This is a genomic window from Geodermatophilus bullaregiensis (genome assembly GCF_016907675.1).
GTDB classification, from domain to species: domain Bacteria; phylum Actinomycetota; class Actinomycetes; order Mycobacteriales; family Geodermatophilaceae; genus Geodermatophilus; species Geodermatophilus bullaregiensis.
The window spans coordinates 2007822-2032488 of the sequence record NZ_JAFBCJ010000001.1 but is presented as its reverse complement, the minus strand read 5'-3'; the positions used below and the strand labels follow the sequence as shown (position 1 = coordinate 2032488).

The following is a 24667-nucleotide window of genomic DNA, read 5'->3' as shown; positions in this document are numbered from 1 at the left end:
CCACGACACCAACAAGGACCAGGAGCACGCGATGACGCGCTTCCGCAAGACCCCAGGCCGCGTCGTCTTCGTCGGCGCCGGCCCCGGCGACCCCGGCATGCTGACCGCCCGGGCCACGGCCGCGCTGGCCGAGGCCACGGTGGTGCAGGTCGACCCCGACGTGCCCGTCGCCGTCACCGACGCCGTCCGCGAGAGCCGCCCCGGTCTCGAGCCCACCGCCGTCAGCGGCGAGCCGGCCGAGGTCGCCAAGGGCGCCGTCGCCGCGGCGAAGAGCGGCGAGGTCGTCGTCCGGCTGGTCGCCGGCGACCCGTTCACCTCCGACGCCGTGGTCAAGGAGGTGCTCGCCGTCGGCCGCACCTCCATCCCCTTCGACGTCGTCCCCGGCGTCGCCCCCTCGACCGCCGTCCCGGCCTACGCCGGTGTCGCGCTCGGCGGCACCTCGCTGACCGCCGACCTGCGCGCCGGCGACGTCGACCTGCCGGCCCTGGCCGGTGCGGCGAGCACGCTGGGCGCCCCGGTCGTGCTGCAGGGCGCGGTCGAGGAGCTGCCCGACGCCGCCGCGCGGCTGGTGGAGGGCGGCCTGTCCGGCAGCACCCCCGTCGTCGTCACCAGCGGCGGCTCGGGCACCGGCCAGCGGAGCGTCGTCGCGAAGCTGTCGGCCGTCGCGGAGAAGACCGCCGGGCTCGACCCGCTCACCGGCCCGGTCGTGGCCACCGTGGGCCCGGTCGTCGACAAGCGCGGCAAGCTCTCCTGGTGGGAGAGCCGGCCGCTGTTCGGCTGGCGGGTGCTCGTGCCGCGCACCAAGGACCAGGCCGGCGAGATGAGCGACCGGCTGCGGGCCTACGGCGCGGTGCCGGTCGAGGTGCCGACCATCGCCGTCGAGCCGCCGCGCAGCGCCGCCCAGATGGACCGGGCGATCAAGGGCCTGGTCACCGGCCGCTACGGCTGGATCGTGTTCACCTCGGCCAACGCCGTGAAGGCCGTCCGGGAGAAGTTCACCGAGCTGGGCCTCGACGCCCGCGCCTTCGCCGGCGTCAAGGTCGCCTGCGTGGGCGAGCAGACCGCCGAGTCGGTGCGCGCCTTCGGCATCGTGCCGGAGCTGGTGCCCACCGGGGCGCAGTCGAGCGAGGGCCTGCTGGCCGACTTCCCCGAGTACGACGACGTCCTCGACCCGATCAACCGGGTGCTGCTGCCGCGCGCCGACATCGCCACCGAGACCCTCGCCGCGGGCCTGCAGGAGCGCGGCTGGGAGATCGACGACGTGACCGCCTACCGGACCGTCCGGGCCGCCCCGCCGCCGGCGCCGGTCCGCGAGGCGATCAAGGGCGGCGGCTTCGACGCGGTGTGCTTCACCTCCTCGAGCACCGTGCGCAACCTGGTCGGCATCGCCGGCAAGCCACACGCCAAGACCGTCGTCGCCGTGATCGGCCCGGCCACCGCGGCCACCGCGCAGGAGTTCGGCCTGCGGGTCGACGTCCAGCCCGGGACCGCCGCCGTCGGCCCGCTGGTCGACGCGCTGGCCGAGCACGCCGAGGCCAAGCGGGCGGAGGCCGGGGAGTGACCGCGGCGCAGGGCGGGTCGAGCCCGGGCTTCGCGCGCGGGCGCCGGCTGCGGTCGACGCCCGCGCTGCGCCGGCTGACCGCCCAGACCCGGGTGGCCCCGGCCGACCTGGTGCTGCCGGTGTTCGTCAAGGAGGGCATCGCCGAGCCGGTCGCCATCGGCTCGATGCCCGGCGTCGTCCAGCACACGGTCGACTCCCTGCGGAAGGCCGCGCACGAGGCGGCCGAGGCCGGCATCGGCGGGCTGGTCCTCTTCGGCATCCCCGCGGAGAAGGACGCGGTCGGCTCGCAGGCCGACGCCGCCGACGGGATCGTCAACGTCGCGCTGCGCGAGCTGCGGGCCGACCTCGGCGACGAGCTGGTGCTCATGGCCGACCTCTGCCTGTGCGAGTACACCGACCACGGGCACTGCGGGCTGGTCACCCCGGCCGGCGTCGTCGACAACGACCCCACGCTCGACCGGTACGCGTCGGTGGCGATCGCGCAGGCGCAGGCCGGTGCCCACGTCATCGCCCCCAGCGGGATGATGGACGGGCAGGTGGCGGCCATCCGCCGGGCGCTGGACGGCGCGGCCCACACCGAGACGCCGATCCTGGCCTACGCCGCGAAGTACGCCTCGGGCTTCTACGGGCCCTTCCGCGAGGCGGCCGAGGGCGCGCCCCGGTTCGGCGACCGCTCGACCTACCAGATGGACCCGCCCAACGCCGACGAGGCGCTGCGCGAGGTGGCCCAGGACCTCGCCGAGGGCGCCGACGCGGTCATGGTCAAGCCGGCGCTGCCCTACCTCGACATCGTCACCCGGGTCGCCGACGCCGTCGACGTCCCGGTCAGCGCCTACCAGGTCAGCGGCGAGTACGCGATGGTCGAGGCAGCCGCGGCCAACGGCTGGATCGACCGGGAGCGGGCCATCCTGGAGACGCTCACCGCCATCCGCCGCGCGGGCGCGGGCCAGGTCCTGACCTACTGGGCGGTCGAGGCCGCGCGCCTGCTGCGCTGATGTCCTACGTCGAGCCCGGGGGCTCCTGGCGGCCGCTGTGGCTGGCCGCCGGGGTCCTCGGGCTCTTCGTCGTCCTGGACGTGCTGGCGCCCGGCCCGGACGTGCCGCCGGTGGTGTGGACGTCGGCCGTCGTCGCCGTGCTCGGTGTCGTGGCGTCCGTCTGCTGGACCGCGCGCCGCGCGTGGACCGTGCGGGTGGACCCGCGCGGCCCCGACGGCACGCTGTCGGTGGGCCACGAGCGGGTGCCGCTGGCCGACGTCGACGCCGCCCACCTGCGCGCCGTCCGCGCCGGCACCGCGGGCGTGGACGCCGGCGCCCCGGTGCTCGGCGGCGGCTGGTCGGTGCCGCGCGGCCGGGCCGGGCTGCCCCTGCGGCTGGCCGACGGGCGCACCGTGCTCGTCCCCACCCGGGACCCCGCCGCGCTGGGCAGCGCCCTGCTCGCCTCGGTGCCGGGGAGCCGGACGTCACAGCCCGCCGACCCGGACACCCCCGGCAGCCGTCCCGGGACGAGGGGGACACTGGGGCGGTGACCTCGCTGGACACCGCCCGGTACGACTACGCAGCGCCCGTCTCGGCCGACCTGTTCGCCCGCGGGCAGCAGGTCACCCCCGGGGGCGTGAACTCCCCGGTGCGGGCGTTCCGCGCCGTGGGCGGCACGCCGCGCTTCATGGCGCAGGCCCAGGGCCCGTGGCTCACCGACGCCGACGGCCGCCGCTACGTGGACCTCGTCGCCTCGTGGGGGCCGATGATCCTCGGCCACGCCCACCCGGCCGTCGTCGAGGCGGTGACCGCCGCCGCCCGCCGCGGGCTGTCGTTCGGGGCGCCCACCGAGGCCGAGCTCGAGCTGGCCGAGGAGATCATCGGCCGGGTGCCGCCGGTGCAGCGGGTGCGGCTGGTCAACTCCGGCACCGAGGCGGTCCTCTCGGCGGTGCGGCTGGCCCGCGGCGCCACCGGCCGCCCGCTCGTGGTCAAGTTCGCCGGCTGCTACCACGGCCACGTCGACGCGCTGCTCGCCGCGGCCGGTTCCGGCGTCGCCACGCTGGGCCTGCCCGACACCCCCGGCGTCACCACCGGCGCCGCCGCCGACACGATCGTGCTGCCCTACAACGACGTCGCCGCGCTCGAGCAGGTCTTCGCCGAGCGCGGGGACCAGATCGCCGTCGTGGTCAGCGAGGCCGCGCCCGGCAACATGGGCGTCGTCCCGCCGCTGCACGGCTTCAACGGCGAGCTGCGCCGGATCACCGCGGCGCACGGCGCGCTGCTGCTGCTCGACGAGGTCATGACCGGCTTCCGGGTGTCGCGCTCGGGCTGGTACGGCCTGGACCCCGTCGACGCCGACCTGTTCACCTTCGGCAAGGTCATGGGCGGCGGGCTGCCGGCCGCGGCCTTCGGCGGCCGCGCCGACCTCATGGACCACCTCGCCCCGACCGGGCCGGTGTACCAGGCCGGCACGCTGTCGGGGAACCCGGTCGCCGTCGCCGCCGGGCTCACCACGCTGCGGCACTGCACGGAGGAGGTCTACGCCCGCTGCGACGAGGTGGCCGCGGTCCTGCGCGGCGCGACCAGCGCGGCGCTGTTCGCCGCCGGCGTCCCGCACCGCGTGCAGCAGGCCGGGTCGATGTTCTCGGTGTTCTTCGTGCCCGACGAGCGCCAGGTGCGCGACTTCGCCGACGCCCGCACCCAGGACACCGCCGCGTTCACCGCCTTCTTCCACGAGATGCTCGCCCGCGGCGTGTACCTGCCGCCGTCGGCCTACGAGTCGTGGTTCGTCAGCGCCGCCCTCGGGGACGAGGCCGTGGAGCGGGTGCTCGGCGCGCTGCCCGCCGCCGCCCGCGCCGCCGCGGCCGCCGACCCGGCCGACGCGCCGCCCGCCGAGGTCGCCAAGGACGCCCAGGAGCTCTCTCCGTGAGCGACCGGACGACCGTCGTCCACCTGCTCCGGCACGGGGAGGTGCACAACCCCGAGGGCGTGCTCTACGGCCGGCTGCCGGGCTACCGGCTGTCCACCGCCGGCGAGCAGATGGCCCGGACGGCGGCGGAGTGGTTCAGCGGTCGCGGCGTCACCCACCTGGTCGCCAGCCCGCTCGAGCGGGCGCAGCAGACCGCCGCCCCGATCGCCGAGCGGCTCGACCTGCCGGTGACCCTGGACGAGCGGCTGCTCGAGGCCGGCAACGCCTTCGAGGGGCTCGCGGTCGGCCACGGTGCGTTCCGCCGGCCCCAGCACTGGTGGAAGCTGCGCAACCCGGTGCGGCCCTCGTGGGGCGAGCCCTACGTGGAGATCGCGGCGCGGATGCTGGCCGCCGTCGAGGCCGCCCGCGACGCCGCCCGCGGCAGCGCCGCGGTCTGCGTCAGCCACCAGCTGCCCATCTGGACGCTGCGGCTGCACCTGGAGGGCCGCCGCTACGCCCACGACCCACGGCGCCGGCAGTGCGGGCTGGCCAGCGTCACCTCGGTGACCTACGAGGGCGACCGCGTCGCCGGCGTCTCCTACGCCGAGCCGGCCGGGGCCACCGACCCCGACGCGGTGCCCGGCGCATGAGGCGGACCCTCCTCGCCGCGTCCGCGGCACTCGCCCTGCTCACCGGCTGCTCGACCGGCGACGGCCAGGTCGACGTCACCAACGGCGGCGAGTTCCGCTTCGTCGCCGGCACCCCCGCCGGCGAGGTCATCCCCGAGGCCGAGCGGGCCGCGGCGCCGGAGTTCGGCGGCACCCTGCTCGGCGGCGGTGGTTTCTCCTCCACCGAGCTGGCCGGGGAGGTCGCCGTCCTCAACTTCTGGGGCTCGTGGTGCCCGCCCTGCCGGGTGGAGACGCCGCAGTTCCAGGAGGTCTACGCCGACGTCCGCGACGAGGGCGTGGCCTTCCTCGGCCTGAACGTCAAGGAGACCGACGAGCAGTTCGCCCAGGCGTTCGTCACCAGCGAGGGCATCGAGTTCCCCTCGCTCCACGACCCCGCCGGCGAGGTGGCCCTGGCGTTCCGGGACTACCCGGCGACCGCGATCCCGTCCACCATCGTGCTCGACCGGGACGGCCGGGTGGCGGCCGTCTACACCGGCGAGGTCGCCCAGGACGACCTGCGCGCGGTGCTCGACCTGCTGCTCGGGGAGGGCTGAGTGGGCGCTGAGTTCGCCGCGCTGGTCACCGACGGCCCGCTGCTGGTTGCCGCCGCCGTCGCCGCCCTGGTCGGGCTGGTCAGCTTCGCCTCGCCCTGCGTGCTGCCGCTGGTGCCCGGCTACCTGTCCTACGTCACCGGCCTGGTCGGCAGCGGCGCCCGCCCCGCGCCGGCGCCCGCCCCCGCGGGGGACGGCGGCACCGGCGACGGCGGCACCGCGACCGCGACGGCCACCGCCGTGCGCGCCGACGAGCGCTCGCCCCGCGGGCGCATGGTCCTCGGCGCGCTGCTGTTCGTCCTCGGCTTCACCGCGGTGTTCGTCGCCGTCGGCACGGCGCTGGGCGGGCTGGGCCGGCTGCTGGTGCAGTACGACGACGTCATCACCCGCGTCATGGGCGTCGTCGTCATCGTCGTGGGGTTGGGCTTCCTCGGCCGGCTGCCGTTCCTCCAGCGGACGAGGCGGCTGTCCGTGCGGCCGGCCGCCGGGCTGGCCGGGGCGCCGCTGCTGGGTGTGGTCTTCGGGCTGGGCTGGACGCCGTGTCTGGGCCCGACGCTGTCGGCGGTGTACTCGCTGGCCTACACCGAGGCGACCGCCGGCCGGGGCGCGCTGCTCTCGGTCGCCTACTGCCTCGGCCTCGGGGTGCCGTTCGTGCTGGTCGCCCTCGGCGCCCGCTGGGCGGTCGGGGCGACGGCGTTCCTGCGCCGCCACGCGCAGGGCGTCACCCGCTTCGGCGGCGCCGTCCTCGTGCTGGTCGGGCTGCTGCTGGTCACCGGCGCGTGGGGCGAGATGATGTCGTGGCTGCGCTCGTGGCTGGCCGCCACCGGTCTGGGGGAGTCCCTGCTGTGACGGTGACCGCCCCGCCGCGGGAGGCCGCCGCGCCCCCGCCGCCGCCCGCCCGCCCGTCGGCCCTCCGCCGCGCCGCCGCGTTCCTGCTGCGCCAGTGGCGCCGGCTCACCGCGATGCGCACGGCGATCGTCCTGCTGTTCCTGCTCGCGCTCGCCGCCATCCCGGGCTCGCTGCTGCCGCAGCGCTCGCTGTCGCAGACCAACGTCCGCCAGTACTTCGCCGACCACCCGACGCTGGCGCCGCTGCTGGACCGGCTCTACCTGTTCGACGTCTTCAGCTCGCCGTGGTTCGCCGCGGTCTACCTGCTGCTGTTCGTGTCGCTCATCGGCTGCGTCCTGCCCCGCGCGCTGGAGCACGCCCGCGCGCTGCGCACCCCGCCGCCGCCCGCGCCGCGCCGGCTCTCGCGGCTGCCCGACTCCGCCGAGCTCGCGACCCCGCTGCCCGCCGCGGCCGCGCTCGACGTGGTCGAGGAGGAGCTGCGGGTCCGCCGCTACCGCGTCGTCCGGCGCGAGCGGGACGGCTCGGCGGAGCTCTCCGCGGAGAAGGGGCTGCTCAAGGAGGCCGGCAACCTCGTCTTCCACCTCGCCCTGGTCGCCCTGCTGCTGGCCCTGGCCGGCGGCAAGCTCTGGGGCTACGAGGGCAGCATCCTGGTGACCGAGGGTCAGCGGTTCTGCAACTCCTTCCAGCAGTACGACACCCACTCCGCCGGCCCGCTGGTCGAGGGCGGCGACCTCTCGCCGGTGTGCATCGGCCTCGAGGACTTCCGCGCCGAGTACGAGGAGGACCTCACCGCCTCGTCGTTCACCGCCGACATCACCTACGGCGGGCCCGGGGAGGAGGGCCGGCCGACGACGATCGGCGTCAACGACCCGCTGCGCGTCGACGGCGACCGCGTCTACGTCACCGGCCACGGGTTCAGCCCGACGTTCACCGTGACGCTCCCCGACGGGACGAGCTTCGACGACGTCTCCGCGCCGTTCCTGCCCACCGAGCAGAGCACCATGGCCAGCGAGGGCGCCCTCAAGCTGCCCGACCTGGGCGCCGGCGCCGAGGACCAGCTGGCGCTGCAGGGCTTCTTCGCCCCCACCGGCCTGGTGCAGGGCGGCATCCTCACCTCGATCGACCCGCGGCCCCTGGCGCCCCAGGTCGCGGTCGTGGCCTACCAGGGCTACCTGGGCCTGGACTCGGGCCTGCCGCAGTCGGTCTACTCCCTCGACGCCTCGCAGATCGAGCGCGGCCGGCTCACCGAGGTCGGCTCGGCCAACCTGTCGGTGGGGGAGTCGATGACCCTGCCCGACGGGACGGCGGTCACCTTCACCGGTCACGCCGAGTTCGCCGCCGTCCAGTTCTCGCACGACCCGGGCCAGGTGTGGGTGCTCGCCGCCGCGATCGCCGTCCTGGCCGGCCTGCTCGGCATGCTCCTGCTGCGCCGGGAGCGCGTCTTCGCCCGCGCCACCGCCCCCTCCGGGGACGGCGGTACCGTGCTCGGCGTCGGGGTCCTGACGCGCGGCAGCGGCGACGGCGCACCACGCTTCGCGGCCCTCGCCGACGACCTGCGGGCGGCCCTGGCGGCCCGCGCCACCACCCGCGTCCCGCCCCCCGGCGGAGGCGCACCGCACCCGGAGGCCTCCCCGCGTGACCGCTGACCAGCTGGCCGCCCTGTCCGACACCCTGTTCTCGGTCAGCGTCGGCCTCTACTCCCTGGCCGTCGTGGCCTTCTGCGCCCAGCTGGCCTTCGGCCGCCGGCCGGCCCGCGCCCGGGAGCTGGTGGGGGCCGGCGCCCCGGCCGGACCGGCGCCCGCGGACACCGCGGCGGCCGGTGCCGACGAGCCCGCGCCGGTCCGTCGCTGGGGTCTGGCGGCCATGGCGCTCACCGCGCTGGGGGCGCTCACCCACGCCGGCGTCCTCGTCGCCCGCGGGCTGGCCGCCGACCGGCTGCCCTGGGGCAACATGTACGAGTTCGCGACCGCGGTCGTGCTCGTCGCCGTCGTGGCCTTCCTCGTGCTGGCGGTGCGCTCGCCCGGCCTGCGCCACCTGGGCCTGTTCGTCCTCGCCCCGGTCGTGGTCAGCCTGGTGGCGATCGGCCTGTTCCTCTACGCCGAGGCCGGCCCGCTGGTGGCCGCGCTGCGCTCGAGCTGGCTGGCCGTGCACGTGACGACGGCGATCCTCGGCTTCGGCGTCTTCTTCGTCAGCGGCATCGCCAGCGTCCTGTACCTGGTCCGGTCGCGGTACGAGGCCCGCGGCGGCGACGCCTCCGGGCTGGTGGCCCACCTGCCCTCCGCGGCCACCCTCGACCGCCTCGCGCACCGCACCGCCGTCTTCGGCTTCCCGATCTGGACCTTCGCCGTCATCGCCGGCGCCATCTGGGCCGAGAGCGCCTGGGGCCGGTTCTGGGGCTGGGACCCCAAGGAGACCTGGGCGTTCATCGCGTGGGTGGTCTACGCCGCCTACCTGCACGCCCGGACGACGGCCGGCTGGCGGGGCCGGCCCGCCGCGTGGGTCAACGTGGTGGGCCTGGCGGTCATGGTGTTCAACCTGCTGTACGTGAACATGGTGTCGACCGGGCTGCACAGCTACGGCGGGGTGAACTGACCCACCTCATCCGTCCCACCCGGTCACACCCGTCGCCCGTCTGCCGAGCACGGGCGCCGGTGCGCTCGGTTGCGTGCTTCCATTCCTGCATGACTGCACGCGCGGGGGGCTGCCGTGGAGGTCGTCGTGGGTAGGCACGCGGCCGCCGACGACGCCGGCACCGACCCGATCATCGCGGCCGCACTGGCCTCCAAGGCAGACGCGCCGGGCACCCGGCGCGCCACGGGGCTCCGCGACGCCGACGACCGCGGCCGCGAGGGCTCCGGGAACGGGCTGGGCTGGCCGGGGGACACCACGACCGGCGGCGGGCTGGGCTGGCCGGGGTCGGCCGACACCGCCGAGGGGACCGGGGCCGGCACGGTCGACGAGACCGCCCGCATGGACGCCGTCCCGCCCGTCCCCGCACCGGGGCCCGAGGACGAGCCGGAACCGCCGGGTCCGCGCGGCTGGCGCCGGCTCTTCGGCGGCCACGCCGCCTGAGAAAGGACCTCCCTGCCCCCACCGCTCGCAGGCTCGCGGCGGGACCCCGGGCAGGGGTCGGGGCTAGGCGGGGGAGTCGTCGCGGCGCACGCGCCGGCCGAGCTCGCGGAGGAACTCCGGGTCGTCGTCGGGAGCCACCGGGCGGGTGGCCTGCGTCGGGCCGGGACGGCGGGGCGGTCGCTGCTGGCGCAGTCCGCTCCCGGCCGCGGCCGTCGCCCGCACCACGAGCACCACCACGACCGCCGCGATCACCAGGAGCAGAAGGAACACCTGGGCCACCCCCTCGTCTCGGGTCCGTGCCGTCAATGTACGTCCGCGGGGATACTCGGGGGGCGGAGCGCGACCCGCCTCCCGCGAGCACCGACCCGGAGGGCCCCATCGACGCCGTCGACCGGCAGCTGATCGACCTGCTGCGCGCCAACGGCCGCGCCAGCATCGCCGAGCTGGGCCGCCAGGTGGGGCTGTCCTCCGCCGCCGTCCACGACCGGGTGGGCAAGCTGGAGGCGGCCGGCGTCATCACCGGCTACCGCGCCGTCGTCGACCCCACCGCCCTCGGCCTCGACGTCACCGCGCTGGTCGGCGTCATCGAGAGCGACTCGGTCGACGACACCGGCGTCGAGGCCGCGCTGCGGGAGATGCCCGAGGTCGAGGACTGCTGGCGGGTGGCCGGCAGCGAGGGCTACGTCCTCAAGGTGCGGGTGACCGACATCCCGGCACTGGAGGCGGCCATCAGCGCGTTGAACCGGATCAGGGGCGTCGCCCGCACCCGCACCACCGTCGTCCTCTCCACCAAGTGGGAGGGACGGACGGCATGACGCCCGACCGCAGCCTGGAGGACGGCACGATGGCCCAGACCCCCGCCCCGAGCGCGCCCACCGGCGGCCCGGCGACGCCGCCGCGGATCGTGCCGTGGCTGCTGGTCTACACGCTCGGCCGGCTGGTGATCGCCGTCGCGCTCATCGCCCTGATCTGGCTGGTCGGCCTGCCCGGCTTCCCGGCGCTGCTGTTCGGCCTGCTGCTGTCGATGCCGGTGGCCTACGTGCTGCTGCGCCCGGTGCGCGACCGGCTCACCGAGGGCCTGGCCGCGCGCAACGTCGCCCGGCGCACCCGCAAGGAGCAGCTGCGCGACCGGCTCAGCGGGGACGCCGCCGCCTGACCGGCGGGCGACCGGTCAGGCCGACAGCGCCAGCCCGGCCGCCAGCAGCACGCCGGTGACCAGGGTGAGCAGACCGGTGGCCTGCAGCGCGGCGATCAGCGCCGGCCCGCGCCCGCCGGTGAGCACGACCCGGGACGGCGGCACCGCCAGCGGCGCGGCGAGCAGTCCCAGCAGCGCCCACGGCCGGACGACGCCGATCGCCACGACCACCGCGAACGCGCCGGCCAGCAGCCCGACGTAGAACAGCCGGGTCGCGCGGTCGCCGAGCAGCACCGCGAGCGTGCGCTTGCCCACGAGGGCGTCCCCGGCGACGTCGCGCAGGTTGTTGACCACCAGCAGCGCCGTCGACAGCAGCCCGACCGGCACCGCGGCCGCCAGGGCGAGGCCCTCGACCCGGCCGGTCTGCACGAACGTCGTGCCGGCGACGGCGACCAGGCCGAAGAAGACGAAGACGAACACCTCGCCCAGCGCCCGGTAGCCGTAGGGCAGCGGGCCGCCGGTGTAGGTCCAGGCCGCGGCGATGCACACCGCGCCGACGGCGACCAGCCACCAGCTCGACAGCGCGGCCAGCACCAGCCCGGCTCCGGCCGCGACGGCGAAGGCCAGCAGCGCCGCCACGAGCACCTGCCGCGCGCTGGCCGCGCCCGAGCCGACCAGCCGCACGGGCCCGACCCGGTCGGCGTCGGTGCCGCGCTTGCCGTCGGAGTGGTCGTTGGCGTAGTTGACCGCCACCTGCAGCGCCAGCGCCACCAGCAGCGCGAGCAGCGCCGGGACCGGCCGGAAGCCGCCGAGGGCGGCCGCGGCGCCGGTGCCCACGAGCACGGGCGCGAGGGCGGCGGGCAGCGTGCGCGGCCGGGCGCCGGCCACCCACTGCGCGGGCGTCGCCATCAGGCGGGACCGGCGCCGGTCAGGCGGGCCGCGACGCCCCGGCGGTCGGGCTTGCCGGTGTGCAGCGTCGGCACCGCGTCGAGCAGGTGCAGCTCCCGCGGCGCCGACGGCGGGCCGAGCCGCTCGGCCACCCAGGGGCGCAGGGCGGTGAGGTCGGGGGCGGCGCCCGCGGACGGGACGACGGCGGCCACCACCCGCTGCCCCCACTCCTCGTCGGGCCGGCCGAAGACCACGGCGTCGGCGACGTCCGGGTGCTCGCGCAGCACGCCCTCGACCGCCTGGGGCGCGACGTTCACGCCGCCCGTGACGACGACGTCGTCGAGCCGCCCGGTCACGGTGAGCCGGCCGTCCGGGCCGAGGGAGCCGGCGTCGCGGGTGCGGAACTCACCGCCGGCGAAGGCCGCAGCCGTGCCCTCCGGGTCGCGCCGGTAGCCCAGGGCCAGGACCGGCCCGGCGACGGCGATGCCCTCGTCGTCGGCACGGACGCGCACGCCGTCGAGCGGGACGCCGTCGTAGACGCAGCCGCCGGCGGTCTCGGTCGTGCCGTAGGTGGTCACCACGGCGACCCCCTCCTCGCGGGCCCGCGCCAGCAGGCCGGGGTCGGTGGCCGCGCCGCCCACGAGCACCGCGTCGAACGCGCGCAGCGCGTCGGGCTCGCGGTCGAGGTGGCGGCGCAGCTGGGTGGGCACGAGGGCGGTGTAGCGGCGGTCGCCGTCCGTGCGGGCCCCCGCCGCTGCCAGGTCCTCGCCGGGCCCGAGCACCGTCGGCGTCGTGCCGGCCAGCACCGAGCGGCACAGCACCTGCAGGCCGGCGACCGCCGACACCGGCAGCGCCAGCAGCCAGGTGCCCGGGCCGCCGAGGCGGTCCAGCGTCGCGGTGCCCGACGCCCGCAGCGCCGACGCCGGCAGCAGCACCCCGCGGCCGCGGCCGGTGGAACCGGAGGTGACGACGACGAGGTCGGCGCCGTCCTCCAGCGGTTCCCCGGGCGCGAGGACCTCACGGGCCGCGGCCGCCGGCGGCCCGGCCGGGAGGACGGCGAGCGGCGCGGTGCCGTCGAGGCAGGCGCGGACGGCGGGCAGCACGGTGCCGAGGACGGCGTCCGGGGACTCCGGCGCGGGGAGGACGGTCAGCTGCCGGGGCACGTCGAACGAGGGTACGGCGCGCGCGATCTACGCTGGCGCCGTGATCACCGCCGCGTTCCCGCCGGGGATCGACGAGGTGGCGGTGTGGTCGGTGCCGATGCGCACCCGCTTCCGCGGGATCGACGTCCGCGACGGCGTCGTGGTGCGCGGCCCGGCCGGCTGGGGCGAGTTCTCCCCGTTCTGGGACTACGGCGTCCCCGAGAGCCGCCGCTGGTGGGCCGCGGCCGCCGAGGCCGCGCTGGAGGGCTGGCCGCCGCCGCTGCGCGACTCCGTGCCGGTGAACGTCACCGTGCCGGCGGTCGACGCCGGGCGCGCGCACGCCATCGTCGCGGCGTCGGGCTGCCGGACGGCGAAGGTCAAGGTGGCCGAGCCCGGGCAGGCGCCCGCCGACGACCTCGCCCGGGTGGAGGCCGTCCGCGACGCGCTCGGCCCGGACGGCGCGATCCGGGTCGACGCCAACGCCGCCTGGGACGTCGACACCGCCGTCGCCCGCATCCGGGAGCTCGGCCGGGTGGGCCTGGAGTACGTCGAGCAGCCCTGCGCCACCCTCGGCGAGCTGGCCCTGCTGCGCCGGCGCACCGACGTCCGGGTGGCCGCCGACGAGGTGGTCCGCCGCGCCGACGACCCCCTGGCGGTCGACCTGCGCGAGGCCTGCGACGTCGTCGTCCTCAAGGTGCAGCCGCTCGGCGGCGTGCGGGCGGCGCTACGGGTGGCCGAGGCGCACGGGCTGCCCTGCGTCGTCTCCTCGGCGCTGGAGTCGTCGGTCGGCATCGCCGCGGGCGTCGCGCTGGCCGCCGCGCTGCCCGAGCTGCCCTTCGCCTGCGGGCTGGCCACCGTCGCGCTGCTGACCGGCGACGTGACCGGGACGCCGCTGCTCCCGGTCGACGGCGCCCTGCCGGTGCGTCCGGTGGCGCCCGACGCCCTGCCCTCCGTGGCCGCGCCACCCGCCGTGACGGCGCGGTGGACCGAGCGGCTCACCGCGGTGCTGGCCGCGTGAACCCCTCCACCGCGCTGGCCCGCGTGCTGGTCGACGAGCTGCTGCGCGGCGGCGTGACCGACGCCGTCGTGGCGCCCGGCTCGCGCTCGGCGCCGGTCGCGCTGGCGCTGGCCGCCGCGGAGCGGGCCGGCGCCCTGCGGCTGCACGTGCGCATCGACGAGCGCACCGCGGCCTTCCTCGCCCTGGGCCTGGCCCGCGCGTCGGGCCGGCCGGTGCCGGTGCTCACCACCTCGGGGACGGCGACCGCCCACCTGCACGCCGCGGTCCTGGAGGCCGACGTGAGCGGCGTGCCGCTGGTGGCGCTCACCGCCGACCGGCCGCCGGAGCTGCGTGCCACCGGGGCCAACCAGACCATCGAGCAGCCCGGCCTCTACGGCGGCGCGGTGCGCTGGGCGGCCGACGTCGGGGTGCCCGAGGCCGGCCGCGAGGCCGCGCAGAACCGCTACTGGCGCTCGGTGGTGTCGCGGGCGCTGCTCGCGGCCACCGGCGTGCTGTCGGCCGACCCGGGGCCGGTGCACCTCAACCTGGCGTTCCGCGAGCCGCTGCTGCCCGACGGCGACCCGGCGCCCAGCGGCGAGTGGGCCGGTCGCGACGGCGGCGCACCCTGGACGGCGGCCGCGGCGCCCGGACCCGTCGCCGACCCGCTGCCGGCCGGGCAGCGCACGCTGGTCGTGGCCGGCGACGGGCCGACCGCGCTCGGCCGGGCGTGGGCCGCCGGAGCGGCCGCGGCCGGCTGGCCGGTGGTCGCCGAGCCGAGCGGGGGCGCGTGGACCGGCGACGCCGTGCGCGGCGGGGCGCTGCTGCTCGGGGTGGCCGACTGGCTCGACGCGCACCGGCCCGAGCGGGTGGTCGTGGTCGGCCGCCCGACGCTGTCGCGACCGGTGTCGGCGCTGCTGGCCGACCCGCGGGTCAGCGTGCAGACCGTCGTCGCGACGCCGCGCTGGCCCGACGCCGGCCGCTCCAGCGCGCTGGTCACCCGGGCCGCGCCGCCGGTGGGCCCGGCGGGGGACGACGGCTGGGCCGCGGCCTGGCGGGACGCCGCCGGCCGGGTCGGGACGGCGGTCGACGCGCTGCTCGACGCCGCGCCCGGGCTGACCGCGGCCCGGCTGGCCCGCGACGTCGTGGCCGCGCTGCCGGCCGGCCGGCTGCTTGTCCTCGGCTCCTCGACGCCGGTGCGCGACGTCGACCGGCTCGCCGTCCCGCGCGCGGACGTGACCGTGCTGGCCAACCGCGGCGTCGCCGGCATCGACGGGACCGTCTCGACCGCGGTCGGCGCGGCGCTGGTGCACGGCGGGCCGGCGGTGGCGCTGATGGGCGACCTGACGTTCCTGCACGACCTGCAGGGGCTGCTCACCGGCGACGGGGAGCCGCGGCCGGACCTCACGGTCGTGGTGCCCGACAACGACGGCGGCGGGATCTTCGCCCAGCTCGAGCCCGGCCGGCCGGCGCACCAGCGCGACTACCGGCGGGTGTTCGGGACGCCGCACGGCCGTGACCTGGTCGCCGTGGCGCAGGGCCTCGGCTGGGAGGCGACGGCGGTGCGCGACGCCGGCGAGCTGCCCGCCGCGCTGGCGCTGGGCGGGCCGCGCGTCGTCGTCGTCCGCACCGACCAGCGGGCCGAGGCCGACCTCGCCGTCGCCCTCCGCGACGCGGCGGCCCGCGCGCTCGGTTGACGGTGCGCCGGCGTCCTCAGCCGGGCCGGCGCCACACCAGGGAGTACCGCCAGAACAGCAGCCGCCGCACCCGGACGCCGGGCAGCACGGCCCGCGCCCGCCGCCGGACCTCGCGGACGGTCAGCTCGGGCGCGCGCACCGGCATCCCGCTGACCGGTCCCGCGCGCGGCGCCCGCCGCAGCCGCCGCCAGGCCCCGACGGCGCGGTGCGCCACCGCGGCCAGCGCCTCGACCGGCAGCTCGCGGGGCAGGTCGGTGCGCGGCAGGGCGACGGCGGCCAGCACGCCGCCGGGCCGCACCGCGGCGGCCCACGACCGGAGCGCCTCCTCCAGCGGCAGGTGGTGCAGCACGCTCGTGCTGACGACGGCGTCGTAGCCGCCCGCGGGCAGGTCGAGGGCCAGCGCGTCGGCCTCGACGACGCGGACCGTCGCGGGCACCCGGGCCCGGGCCAGCGCGACCATCTCCGGCGACCGGTCGACGGCGTCCACGCGGACGCCCCGGCCGGCCAGCAGCGCGGCGAGGTCGCCGGCGCCGCAGCCGACCTCGAGCACCCGGTCGCAGCGAGGCGGCAGGGCCCGCAGCAGCAGCGGCCGGTAGTGCGCGCTGTGGTCCCAGGACAGGTCCGGGACCGGCCGCATCAGCTCTCCAGCGCGGCCTGAACGGCGGCGAACTTCGACTGCGTCTCGGCCAGCTCGGCGGAGGGGTCGGAGCCGGCGACGATGCCGCAGCCGGCGAACAGGCGGGCGGTGGCCGGGTCGTCGTCGGAGAGCTGGGCGCAGCGCAGCGCCAGGCCGAACTCGCCGTCGCCGCGGGCGTCGAGCCAGCCGACCGGGCCGGCGTAGCGACCGCGGTCCATGCCCTCGAGCTCGCCGATCACCGCGGCGGCGCGGTCGGGCGGGGTGCCGCACACGGCCGCCGTCGGGTGCACGGCGTCGACCAGCTCCAGCAGCCCGGCGCGGCCGCGGGCCCCCGTCCGGCGCTGGGTGCCGACGACGTCGGTGGCCAGGTGCCGCACGTTGGCCAACGTGAGCAGCGACGGCTCCCCGGGCACCGACAGCGCCGAGCAATAGGGCTCCAGCGCCTGCACCAGCGAGTCGACGGCGAGGGCGTGCTCGGCGCGGTCCTTGGCCGAGTCCAGCAGCCCGGCGGCCAGCCGGTCGTCCTCGGCCCCGGCACCGCGCGGGGCGGTGCCGGCCAGCACCCGCGCGGAGAGCTCCCGGCCGGTGCGGCGCAGCAGCAGCTCCGGGGTCGCGCCGAGCAGGCCGTCGACGGCGAAGGTCCAGCAGTCGGGGAAGCGGGCGGCCAGCCGGTCGAGCAGCCGGCGCGGGTCGAGCGGGACGTCGGCGGTGACCAGCAGGTCGCGGGCGAGCACGACCTTGGCCAGGTCGCCGTCGCCGATGCGGGCCACCGCGGCGGCGACCGCGGAGCACCAGGAGGCGGGGTCGAGCGCGCCGTCGGCGTAGCGCAGCCGGGCGGGGGACGGCGGCAGGGGCAGGGGAGCGGCGAGCACGTCGCGCGGGCCGGCGTCGCCGGTGGTGGTCAGCCACGTGACGCCGTCGCGGCGGCCGACGACGAGCTCCGGGACGACGAACACCGACGTCCCGGCAGCGGGGTCGTAGGCGATGCTGGCGAAGACGACCGGGCCCGAGCCGGGGACGCCGACCCCGTCGTCGACGGCCAGGTCGGCGCTGCGCCCGGCCCACCACGAGGCGGCCTCGGCCAGCGCGCCGGGGCCGCGGACCTCGAGCCGGTCGGCCTCGCCCCAGCCGACGAGGCCCTCGCCGCGGCGGACCCACGACAGCGCGCCGGTGGCGGGCAGCAGGCGCAGCAGGTCGGGGGAGTCGGGCAGCGCGACGGTCGTGACGGCGGGCGCGACGGCGTCCGGCGAGGTCACGGCGGCCGCGGTCACGCTCCCAGAGTAGGCAGCCGGTAGCGTCGGCCGCCGTGGGTCACCGGCGAGAGAGCGCACACACCGCCGGGGCGCGGGCCGGTCTGGACAAGCAGCCGCACGAGGTCGCGGCCATGTTCGACGGCGTCGCCCGCCGCTACGACCTCACCAACACCGTGCTCTCGGGCGGCCGCGACGTCTCCTGGCGGCGGGCCACCCGGGAGGCGCTGGGCGCCCGGCCCGGGGACGTCGTCCTCGACGTCGCGGCCGGGACGGCGGTGTCCACCGTGGCGCTGGCGGCCGGGGGCGTGCGCGCGATCGCCTGCGACTTCTCCCAGGGCATGCTGCGGGCCGGCGCGGCGCGGCCGGTGCCCAAGGTGGCCGGCGACGCGATGGCGCTCCCGCTGGCCGACGCGAGCGTCGACGGGCTGGTCATCTCCTTCGGCCTGCGCAACGTGGCCGACCCCGACGCCGCGCTGCGCGAGTTCCGGCGGGTGGTGCGGCCCGGCGGGACGCTCGTGGTCTGCGAGTTCTCCAGCCCCGTCTGGGCGCCGTTCCGCACCGTCTACACCGAGTACCTGATGCGGGCGCTGCCGCGGATCGCGCGGGCGGTGAGCAGCAACCCCGACGCCTACGTCTACCTGGCCGAGTCGATCCGCGCCTGGCCCGACCAGCCGGCGCTGGCCGCGCGCATCCGGGCCGCCGGGTGGGCCGACGTCGAGTGGCGCGACCTCACTGGCGGGATCGTCGCGCTGCACCGCGCCCGCCGCCCGTGAGCGGCCCACCGCGGCCCCTCTGCAGGGTCCCGCCGCGAGCGTGCGAGTGGTGGGGAGCAGAGGGGTCCTTCCACTAGCGTCGGCACATGACGACACCCACGCCGATGCCCGAGCCGCCCGGGCCCTCGCCGTCGCCCGTCGACCCGATCTCGCCCCCGTCGCCGGCGCCGTTCCCGCAGCCCAGCCCCACGGACCCCACCGCCCCGCCGCCCTCGGGACCCCAGCCCGTCTGACGGCGGCGCGGTGGACGGCCGCCGTCCGTTCGCCGACCGGCGCGACGCCGGCCGGCTGCTCGCCGCGCGCCTCACCGACCCCGCCCGCGCCGCCGCCGTCCCGCTGGGACCCCACGCGCTGGTCCTCGGCCTGCCCCGCGGCGGTGTCGTCGTCGCCGCCGAGGTCGCCGCGGCGCTCGGGGCGGTGCTCGACGTCGTCGCCGTCCGCAAGCTCGGGCTGCCCGGCCGGCCCGAGCTGGCCATGGGCGCCCTCGCCGCGGTGGGGGACACCGTCGCGAGCGTCCGCAGCGAGGCCGTGCTCGCCTCCGTGACCGTCGACGCCGCCGCCGCGGACGAGGTCCGCCGCGCCGAGCTCACCGAGCTGCGCCGCCGCCAGCGTGCCTACCGCGGCGACCGGCCGCCGCCGGCCCTCACCGGCCGCACCGTCGTCCTCGTCGACGACGGCCTGGCCACCGGCTCCACCGTGCGCGCGGCGCTGACCGCCGTCCGCGCGGCCCGCCCCGCCGCCGTCGTCGTCGCCGTCCCCGTCGGCGCCGTCGACGCCTGCGCCACGCTGGACGCCGACGAGGTCGTCTGCCTGCTCACCCCGTCCCCGTTCGGCGCCGTCGGCCGGTACTACGACGACTTCGGCGAGACCACGGACGACGAGGTCCGCGCGGCCCTGTCCGGGTCCCCGGCCTAGGGTCGGGGTCGAGCCGGCCGGCGCCGGCGACCGACGAGCGAGGGGACCTGCGCGTGCCGAGTCCGACGTCCGAGGCCCCGTCGAGCACCGGCGGCACCGCCGACGTCGTGGTGGTCGGCGCCGGCCCCGCGGGGTCGGCCGCGGCCTGGACGCTGGCCACCGCCGGGCTCGACGTCGTCGTGCTGGAGAAGGCCCGCTTCCCCCGCGAGAAGGTCTGCGGCGACGGCCTCACGCCGCGCGCGGTCAAGGCGCTCGACGACATGGGCGTGGACACCTCCCCGGCCGCCGGCTGGGTGCGGCACCGGGGACTGCGCGTCTTCGGCGGCGGCCAGGTGGTCGAGGTCGACTGGCCGCGGCTGTCGTCCTGGCCGGACTTCGGGCTGATCCGCGCCCGCAAGGACCTCGACCCGCTGCTCGCCGCCCACGCCGTGGCCGCCGGGGCCCGGATCGAGCAGGAGGTGACCGTCACCGACCCGCTGCTCGACGACGCCGGCCGGGTCGCGGGCGTGCACGCGCAGGCGGGTCCGGGCAGGGAGCCGGTCACGTGGCGCGCGCCGCTCGTCGTCTCCGCGGAGGGCCTGTCGGGCCGGCTGGCCAAGGCGATCGGGCTGACCCGCCGCGAGGACCGCCCGCTCGGCGTCGCCGTCCGTCGCTACGTGGAGACGCCGCGCGGTGAGGACCCCTACCTCGACATCTCCTTCGACCTCTCCGCCGACGGGCCCACCGCCGACTCCATGCCCGGCTACGGCTGGTCCTTCGGCATGGGCGACGGCACGGCCAACGTCGGCTTCGGCCTGCTCGACACCCGCCGCGGCGGCGGGGCCGACCCCCGCACCGTGCTGCGCCGCTGGCTGGCCACGCTGCCACCGGAGTGGCAGCTGGGCGAGGAGCACGCGGTCACGCCGCTGCGCGGCGCCGGGCTGCCCATGGCACTCAACCGCGGCCCGGCCTACACCCGCGGGCTGCTGCTGGCCGGCGACACCGCCGGGGTGGTCAACCCGTTCAACGGCGAGGGCATCAGCTACGCGCTGGAGACCGGCCGGATGGCCGCCGAGACGGCGGTCGCGGCGCTGGCCGCTCCCGAGGGCCCGGCCCGCGAGGCGGTGCTGCGCGGCTACCCGCGGCGGCTGCAGGAGGCCTACGGCCGCCACCACCGCCTCGGCACGGCCTTCCTCGGGCTGCTCGACCGTCCCGGTCTGGTCCGCTTCGCCACCACCCACGGGCTCAAGCGCCCGGTGATGGTGGACGCGGCCCTGCGGCTGATGGGCAACCTCTCCGACGGCCGCGACGGCGACCGCTTCGACCGCGCCGTCGCGGTGCTCACCCGCCTGGTGCCCTCGGTCTGACCTGCTCCCGGACCGGTCCGTGACCGGACCGTGACACGGTGACGTGAACTCGCTCACCCCCCGTACTGGTGTTCGGGAACCCTCGGGCATAGGCTCGTGACCATCCGTTTGTGAATTTGTTCACAAGCACTGACGAGGTCCTGCGACGTCCGAGGGGAGGCGCTGTGCTCTCGACCTACGTGCCCATCGTGGGCCTGTTCGCGCTGGCCGCGGCCTTCGCCCTGTTCTCCGTGGCGGTGGCGCCGTTCGTCGGCCCCCGCCGCTACAACCGGGCCAAGCTCGAGGCCTACGAGTGCGGCATCGAGCCGATCGACCAGCCGCTGCACGGCGGCCGCTTCCCGGTCAAGTACTACCTCACGGCGATGCTGTTCATCGTCTTCGACATCGAGATCGTCTTCCTCTACCCGTGGGCCGTCGCCAACGACGCGCTGGGTGTCTTCGGCCTGGTCGAGATGGTCGTGTTCATCGCGACCGTCTTCATCGCCTACGCCTACGTGTGGCGCCGCGGCGGGCTCGAGTGGGACTGACGGCCATGACACCGACGGCAGGGAGCTGACATGGGTCTCGAGGAGAAGCTGCCGAGCGGGTTCCTGCTGACCAGCGTCGAGAAGCTGGTCAACTGGACGCGCAAGTCCTCGCTGTGGCCGGCCACGTTCGGGCTGGCCTGCTGCGCCATCGAGATGATGGCCACCGGCGCCGGCCGCTACGACCTGGCCCGCTTCGGCATGGAGGTCTTCCGGGCCTCGCCGCGCCAGGCCGACCTGATGATCGTCGCCGGCCGGGTGAGCCAGAAGATGGCGCCGGTCCTGCGGCAGATCTACGACCAGATGCCCGAACCCCGCTGGGTGCTCGCCATGGGCGTCTGCGCCAGCTCGGGCGGCATGTTCAACAACTACGCGGTGGTGCAGGGCGTCGACCACGTCGTCCCGGTCGACATGTACCTGCCCGGCTGCCCGCCGCGCCCGGAGATGCTGATGGACGCCATCCTCAAGCTGCACCACAAGATCCAGAACGAGCCGCTGGGCGAGCGGCGCGCCCGCCAGCTCGAGCGCGACCGGGCCGAGGGCCGCGCCCGCGACCTGCTGGTCGAGATGCCCTCCAGCGTCCGCGTCGACAAGGAGGCCCGCCGGGCCTACGAGCAGGCCGCGGCCGCCGGTCGCGCCGGCCAGTTCGCCATCGAGCGGCGCGGCGGCAACGCCGTCCTGCTGCCCGAGCAGCACGGCGGCGCCCGGTGACCGGCCCCGGCGACCGCAGCGGCGCCGACGCGAGCCAGGGCGCCACGGCGGGCAGCGGCGGGTTCCGCAAGGGCGCGTTCGGCGTCTCCGGCAGCGGCGACACCTCCGGCTTCGGCGGCCTGGTGCGGGTCGAGCCCGGCGGCGCGGTGGCACTGCACTCGACCGACCGGCCCTACGGCGGCTGGTTCGACGAGGTCACCGACGCGCTGATCGAGGCCGTCGGCGCGGCCACGTACGCCGCCGCCGTCCGGCGGGTGCTGGTCGACCGCGGTGAGATCACCTACTTCGTCGCCCGCGAGCACCTGCTGACCCTCGTACAGGCCCTGCGCGACGACGAGGCGCTGCGCTTCGAGCTGTGCAGCAGCGTCTCCGGCGTCGACTACGAGGGCAGCGGCGGCCCGGAGGTCGAACCCGGCCGGCCGCGGCTGCACGTCGTCTACCACCTGACCTCGATGACCTACCGCCGGCGGATCCGGCTCGAGGTCGCCGTCACGGTGGAGGACCCGCACGTGCCGTCGGTCTCCGGCGTCTACCCGACGGCGGACTGGCACGAGCGCGAGACCCACGACATGTTCGGCGTCGTCTTCGACGGCCACCCGGCGCTGACCCGGATCCTCATGCCCGACGACTGGGACGGGTTCCCGCAGCGCAAGGACTACCCGCTCGGCGGCGTGCCGGTGGAGTACCACGACGCGACGATCCCGCCGCCCGACACCCGCCGGAGCTATCGGTGAGCACCACGTACGACCCGTACGCCGGGTCACGGGAGACCACGGAAGGCCGCGTCTACACCGTGACCGGCGGCGACTGGGACCAGACGCTCGGCGTCGACGTCAGCGGCGAGGAGCGCCTCGTCGTCAACATGGGGCCGCAGCACCCCTCCACGCACGGCGTGCTGCGGCTGGTGCTCGACCTCGAGGGCGAGACGGTGACCAAGGCGCGGGTGGTCATCGGCTACCTGCACACCGGCATCGAGAAGAACGTCGAGTACCGCAACTGGACGCAGGGCACGACCTTCGTGACGCGGATGGACTACCTGGCCCCGCTGTACAACGAGGCCGGCTACTGCATGGCGGTCGAGAAGCTGCTCGGCATCGAGGTGCCGCAGCGCGCGCAGACCATCCGCCTGATGGTCATGGAGATCAACCGGATCGCCTCGCACCTGGTCGGGCTGGCCACCGGCGGCATGGAGCTCGGCGCGCTCACCGGCATGACCAACGGCTTCCGCGAGCGGGAGCTGTGCCTGGACGTGCTGGAGGAGATCACCGGCCTGCGGATGAACCACGCCTACATCCGCCCCGGCGGCGTCGCGCAGGACCTGCCGCCGGGCGCGGTCGAGTCCGTCCGCGAGTGGCTCGCCGTCATGCCCGAGCGGCTGGCCGCCTACCACAAGCTGCTCACCGGCCAGCCGATCTGGCAGCGGCGGCTGAAGGACGTCGGCTACCTCGACGTCACCGGCTGCGTCGCGCTGGGTGTGACCGGGCCGATCCTGCGCGCGGCCGGGCTGCCCTGGGACCTGCGCAAGGTCGAGCCCTACCTCGGCTACGAGACCTACGACTTCGAGGTGCCGACCGCCGACACGTCCGACGCGTGGGGCCGCTACCTGGTCCGCATGGCGGAGATGCACGAGTCGCTGAAGATCGTCGCGCAGGCGCTCGACCGGCTCGAGCCCGGCCCGGTCATGGTCGAGGACAGGAAGATCGCCTGGCCGGCGCAGCTGTCCCTCGGCGCCGACGGCATGGGCAACTCCCTCGAGCACGTGAAGCACATCATGGGCACCTCGATGGAGGCCCTCATCCACCACTTCAAGCTGGTCACCGAGGGCTTCCGGGTGCCGGCCGGGCAGGTCTACGTGCCGGTCGAGTCGCCGCGCGGCGAGCTCGGCTACCACGTCGTCAGCGACGGCGGCACCCGCCCGTTCCGCGTCCACGTGCGCGACCCCAGCTTCGTCAACCTGCAGGCGACGGCGGCGATGAGCGAGGGCGGCATGATCGCCGACGTCATCGCCGCGATCGCCTCCATCGACCCGGTGATGGGGGGTGTCGATCGATGAGCGCGCTGCCCGGATCGGCGGAGGGCGCGGCGACGACGGGGCTGGTCGACAGCCCCGTCGAGCCGGTGACCGCGGACCTGCCGCCGCTGACCGCGCAGACCCGGATCGAGGCGCGGGAGATCATGGCCCGCTACCCGCAGCCGCGCTCGGCGCTGCTGCCGATGCTGCACCTGGTGCAGAGCTACCAGGGCTACGTCTCGCCCGAGGGCGTCGCGCTGTGCGCCGAGGAGCTGGGGCTGACCAAGGCCGAGGTCGGCGCGGTCGCGACCTTCTACACGATGTACAAGCGCCGCCCGACCGGCCGGCACCTGGTCAGCGTCTGCACCAACACGCTGTGCGCCGTCCTCGGCGGGCAGCGGATCATGGACGCGCTGTCGGCCGACCTCGGCGTCCACCACGACGAGACGGCGGCCGACGGCTCGGTCACCCTCGAGCACGCCGAGTGCCTGGCCGCCTGCGACTACGCGCCCGTGGTCACCGTCGACTACGAGTTCTACGACCAGCAGGACGTCGACAGCGCCCGCGCGCTGGTGGCCGCGCTGCGCCGGGGCGAGAAGCCGCCGCCGACCCGGGGCGCGCCGCTCACCGACTTCCGCGGCGTCTCCCGGCAGCTGGCCGGCTTCTCCCAGCACGCCGACGCCGCCGGTGCCCGCGCCGCCGTCGACGCGCCGGGGGAGTGGGGCCCGACGCTGGCCGGCGTCCGGCTGGCCGCCGAGCGCGGCGAGACCGCCCCGCCCATGGCCGGCCCCGAGCCCGGGGCTCCCGACACCGGCGAGCCCGTGGACACCGTCGCGCCGTCCGGGGACGCCGGCCAGACGCCGGAGAAGGAGGCCGGCGACGCCCGCGTCGCCGCCGCCGACAACCCCGCCGAGCGCGCCGGCGCGGCGCAGACGCACCCCGACGAGGGCACCGAGTACGGCCGGAAGACGCCCTCCGGCCCCCGGCCCACCACCGACACACCTGCGGGCACCGAGCCGGGGACCTCCGGCCAGGGACCCACCAGGGAGGCCTGACA

27 protein-coding genes are annotated in these 24667 nt (G+C 76.9%); 22 read left to right on the top strand and 5 right to left on the bottom strand.

Features of this window, described 5'->3' with window-relative positions; all coding sequences use genetic code 11:
- Positions 1-31: 31 nt before the first annotated feature.
- The 10 genes from JOD57_RS09550 (at position 32) to JOD57_RS09505 (ending at position 9584) form a co-directional block, all read left to right on the top strand.
- On the top strand, positions 32-1561 hold the full coding sequence (locus tag JOD57_RS09550) for a uroporphyrinogen-III synthase (protein WP_204691813.1): 1530 nt from the start codon (positions 32-34) through the stop codon (positions 1559-1561).
- Entirely contained in the window at positions 1558-2556 is a 999-nt protein-coding gene (hemB, locus tag JOD57_RS09545; RefSeq protein WP_204691812.1) for a porphobilinogen synthase, read from the top strand. The genes JOD57_RS09550 and hemB overlap by 4 nt, the downstream gene beginning before the upstream one ends.
- A complete protein-coding gene (gene mce1N, locus JOD57_RS09540) occupies positions 2556-3086 on the top strand; it encodes a transport-regulating membrane protein Mce1N (RefSeq protein WP_239568305.1) in 531 nt (176 codons plus the stop codon). Before hemB ends, mce1N begins: the two co-directional genes overlap by 1 nt.
- The gene (gene hemL, locus JOD57_RS09535; protein ID WP_204691811.1) at positions 3083-4465 is read left to right on the top strand and encodes a glutamate-1-semialdehyde 2,1-aminomutase; all 1383 of its coding nucleotides are present in this window, start codon (positions 3083-3085) and stop codon (positions 4463-4465) included. Before mce1N ends, hemL begins: the two co-directional genes overlap by 4 nt.
- Positions 4462-5094 carry a histidine phosphatase family protein gene (locus tag JOD57_RS09530; protein ID WP_204691810.1) on the top strand — a complete coding sequence of 211 codons (633 nt, stop codon included), beginning with the start codon at positions 4462-4464 and terminating at the stop codon, positions 5092-5094. Before hemL ends, JOD57_RS09530 begins: the two co-directional genes overlap by 4 nt.
- The gene (locus JOD57_RS09525) at positions 5091-5666 is read left to right on the top strand and encodes a TlpA family protein disulfide reductase (protein WP_204691809.1); all 576 of its coding nucleotides are present in this window, start codon (positions 5091-5093) and stop codon (positions 5664-5666) included. Before JOD57_RS09530 ends, JOD57_RS09525 begins: the two co-directional genes overlap by 4 nt.
- A complete protein-coding gene (locus tag JOD57_RS09520; protein ID WP_204691808.1) occupies positions 5667-6512 on the top strand; it encodes a cytochrome c biogenesis CcdA family protein in 846 nt (281 codons plus the stop codon).
- Positions 6509-8158 (top strand): cytochrome c biogenesis protein ResB, encoded by a 1650-nt coding sequence (gene resB / locus JOD57_RS09515; protein WP_204691807.1) that lies wholly within the window; start codon positions 6509-6511, stop codon positions 8156-8158. The genes JOD57_RS09520 and resB overlap by 4 nt, the downstream gene beginning before the upstream one ends.
- Positions 8148-9104 carry a c-type cytochrome biogenesis protein CcsB gene (gene ccsB, locus JOD57_RS09510; RefSeq protein ID WP_204691806.1) on the top strand — a complete coding sequence of 319 codons (957 nt, stop codon included), beginning with the start codon at positions 8148-8150 and terminating at the stop codon, positions 9102-9104. Before resB ends, ccsB begins: the two co-directional genes overlap by 11 nt.
- Before the next feature lie 126 nt (positions 9105-9230).
- Positions 9231-9584 (top strand): hypothetical protein, encoded by a 354-nt coding sequence (locus tag JOD57_RS09505; protein WP_204691805.1) that lies wholly within the window; start codon positions 9231-9233, stop codon positions 9582-9584.
- Positions 9585-9647: 63 nt separating this feature from the next.
- Here JOD57_RS09505 and JOD57_RS09500 read toward each other — a convergent pair whose 3' ends face one another.
- Positions 9648-9854, bottom strand: coding sequence for a hypothetical protein (locus tag JOD57_RS09500; protein ID WP_204691804.1), 207 nt, complete (start codon positions 9852-9854; stop codon positions 9648-9650).
- A 35-nt stretch (positions 9855-9889) separates the two neighbouring features.
- On the opposite strand from JOD57_RS09500, the gene JOD57_RS09495 reads away from it, so the two are divergent.
- Together JOD57_RS09495 and JOD57_RS09490 are read left to right on the top strand one after the other, a co-directional pair.
- Entirely contained in the window at positions 9890-10399 is a 510-nt protein-coding gene (locus JOD57_RS09495; protein ID WP_239570887.1) for an Lrp/AsnC family transcriptional regulator, read from the top strand.
- Entirely contained in the window at positions 10396-10740 is a 345-nt protein-coding gene (locus tag JOD57_RS09490; protein ID WP_239568292.1) for a DUF4229 domain-containing protein, read from the top strand. Before JOD57_RS09495 ends, JOD57_RS09490 begins: the two co-directional genes overlap by 4 nt.
- A 15-nt stretch (positions 10741-10755) precedes the next feature.
- On the opposite strand, the gene JOD57_RS09485 is transcribed toward JOD57_RS09490, so the two are convergent.
- Together JOD57_RS09485 and menE are read right to left on the bottom strand one after the other, a co-directional pair.
- The gene (locus JOD57_RS09485) at positions 10756-11628 is read right to left on the bottom strand and encodes a 1,4-dihydroxy-2-naphthoate polyprenyltransferase (RefSeq protein ID WP_204691803.1); all 873 of its coding nucleotides are present in this window, start codon (positions 11626-11628) and stop codon (positions 10756-10758) included.
- Positions 11628-12770, bottom strand: a complete 1143-nt coding sequence (gene menE / locus JOD57_RS09480; RefSeq protein WP_204691802.1) for an o-succinylbenzoate--CoA ligase — start codon at positions 12768-12770, stop codon at positions 11628-11630. Before menE ends, JOD57_RS09485 begins: the two co-directional genes overlap by 1 nt.
- A 40-nt stretch (positions 12771-12810) precedes the next feature.
- On the opposite strand from menE, the gene JOD57_RS09475 reads away from it, so the two are divergent.
- Both JOD57_RS09475 and menD read left to right on the top strand, forming a co-directional pair.
- On the top strand, positions 12811-13767 hold the full coding sequence (locus JOD57_RS09475; protein WP_307824580.1) for an o-succinylbenzoate synthase: 957 nt from the start codon (positions 12811-12813) through the stop codon (positions 13765-13767).
- Positions 13764-15440, top strand: coding sequence for a 2-succinyl-5-enolpyruvyl-6-hydroxy-3-cyclohexene-1-carboxylic-acid synthase (gene menD / locus JOD57_RS09470; protein ID WP_204691801.1), 1677 nt, complete (start codon positions 13764-13766; stop codon positions 15438-15440). Before JOD57_RS09475 ends, menD begins: the two co-directional genes overlap by 4 nt.
- A gap of 16 nt (positions 15441-15456) precedes the next feature.
- Here the strand turns inward: menD and JOD57_RS09465 are convergent, their stop codons facing one another.
- Both JOD57_RS09465 and JOD57_RS09460 read right to left on the bottom strand, forming a co-directional pair.
- Positions 15457-16077 (bottom strand): class I SAM-dependent methyltransferase, encoded by a 621-nt coding sequence (locus tag JOD57_RS09465; RefSeq protein WP_204691800.1) that lies wholly within the window; start codon positions 16075-16077, stop codon positions 15457-15459.
- The gene (locus tag JOD57_RS09460) at positions 16077-17348 is read right to left on the bottom strand and encodes an isochorismate synthase (protein WP_204691799.1); all 1272 of its coding nucleotides are present in this window, start codon (positions 17346-17348) and stop codon (positions 16077-16079) included. Before JOD57_RS09460 ends, JOD57_RS09465 begins: the two co-directional genes overlap by 1 nt.
- Before the next feature lie 35 nt (positions 17349-17383).
- Between JOD57_RS09460 and JOD57_RS09455 the strand changes: the two genes are divergently transcribed.
- The 8 genes from JOD57_RS09455 to nuoE all read left to right on the top strand — a co-directional run bounded on the left by JOD57_RS09455 (position 17384) and on the right by nuoE (position 24665).
- Positions 17384-18103, top strand: coding sequence for a demethylmenaquinone methyltransferase (locus tag JOD57_RS09455; protein WP_204691798.1), 720 nt, complete (start codon positions 17384-17386; stop codon positions 18101-18103).
- Positions 18104-18346: 243 nt separating this feature from the next.
- The gene (locus tag JOD57_RS09450; protein WP_307824579.1) at positions 18347-19018 is read left to right on the top strand and encodes a phosphoribosyltransferase; all 672 of its coding nucleotides are present in this window, start codon (positions 18347-18349) and stop codon (positions 19016-19018) included.
- A gap of 53 nt (positions 19019-19071) precedes the next feature.
- Positions 19072-20364, top strand: coding sequence for a geranylgeranyl reductase family protein (locus tag JOD57_RS09445; RefSeq protein ID WP_204691797.1), 1293 nt, complete (start codon positions 19072-19074; stop codon positions 20362-20364).
- 164 nt (positions 20365-20528) lie between these two features.
- On the top strand, positions 20529-20891 hold the full coding sequence (locus JOD57_RS09440) for an NADH-quinone oxidoreductase subunit A (protein ID WP_204691796.1): 363 nt from the start codon (positions 20529-20531) through the stop codon (positions 20889-20891).
- 30 nt (positions 20892-20921) lie between these two features.
- On the top strand, positions 20922-21599 hold the full coding sequence (locus JOD57_RS09435) for a NuoB/complex I 20 kDa subunit family protein (protein ID WP_204691795.1): 678 nt from the start codon (positions 20922-20924) through the stop codon (positions 21597-21599).
- On the top strand, positions 21596-22333 hold the full coding sequence (locus tag JOD57_RS09430; protein ID WP_204691794.1) for an NADH-quinone oxidoreductase subunit C: 738 nt from the start codon (positions 21596-21598) through the stop codon (positions 22331-22333). The genes JOD57_RS09435 and JOD57_RS09430 overlap by 4 nt, the downstream gene beginning before the upstream one ends.
- Positions 22330-23652, top strand: coding sequence for an NADH-quinone oxidoreductase subunit D (locus JOD57_RS09425; RefSeq protein WP_204691793.1), 1323 nt, complete (start codon positions 22330-22332; stop codon positions 23650-23652). The genes JOD57_RS09430 and JOD57_RS09425 overlap by 4 nt, the downstream gene beginning before the upstream one ends.
- Complete coding sequence (gene nuoE, locus JOD57_RS09420) at positions 23649-24665, top strand: NADH-quinone oxidoreductase subunit NuoE (protein WP_204691792.1); 1017 nt, start codon at positions 23649-23651, stop codon at positions 24663-24665. Before JOD57_RS09425 ends, nuoE begins: the two co-directional genes overlap by 4 nt.
- Positions 24666-24667: the final 2 nt, after the last annotated feature.

Bases quoted from the DNA above. Each gene is read 5' to 3' on its own strand.
- JOD57_RS09550 (WP_204691813.1), top strand. From the start codon at position 32: ATGACGCGCTTCCGCAAGACCCCAGGCCGCGTCGTCTTCGTCGGCGCC.
- mce1N (WP_239568305.1), top strand. From the start codon at position 2,556: ATGTCCTACGTCGAGCCCGGGGGCTCCTGGCGGCCGCTGTGGCTGGCC.
- JOD57_RS09525 (WP_204691809.1), top strand. From the start codon at position 5,091: ATGAGGCGGACCCTCCTCGCCGCGTCCGCGGCACTCGCCCTGCTCACC.
- JOD57_RS09495 (WP_239570887.1), top strand. From the start codon at position 9,890: ATGTACGTCCGCGGGGATACTCGGGGGGCGGAGCGCGACCCGCCTCCC.
- JOD57_RS09490 (WP_239568292.1), top strand. From the start codon at position 10,396: ATGACGCCCGACCGCAGCCTGGAGGACGGCACGATGGCCCAGACCCCC.
- JOD57_RS09485 (WP_204691803.1), bottom strand. From the start codon at position 11,628: ATGGCGACGCCCGCGCAGTGGGTGGCCGGCGCCCGGCCGCGCACGCTG.
- JOD57_RS09465 (WP_204691800.1), bottom strand. From the start codon at position 16,077: ATGCGGCCGGTCCCGGACCTGTCCTGGGACCACAGCGCGCACTACCGG.
- JOD57_RS09435 (WP_204691795.1), top strand. From the start codon at position 20,922: ATGGGTCTCGAGGAGAAGCTGCCGAGCGGGTTCCTGCTGACCAGCGTC.
- nuoE (WP_204691792.1), top strand. From the start codon at position 23,649: ATGAGCGCGCTGCCCGGATCGGCGGAGGGCGCGGCGACGACGGGGCTG.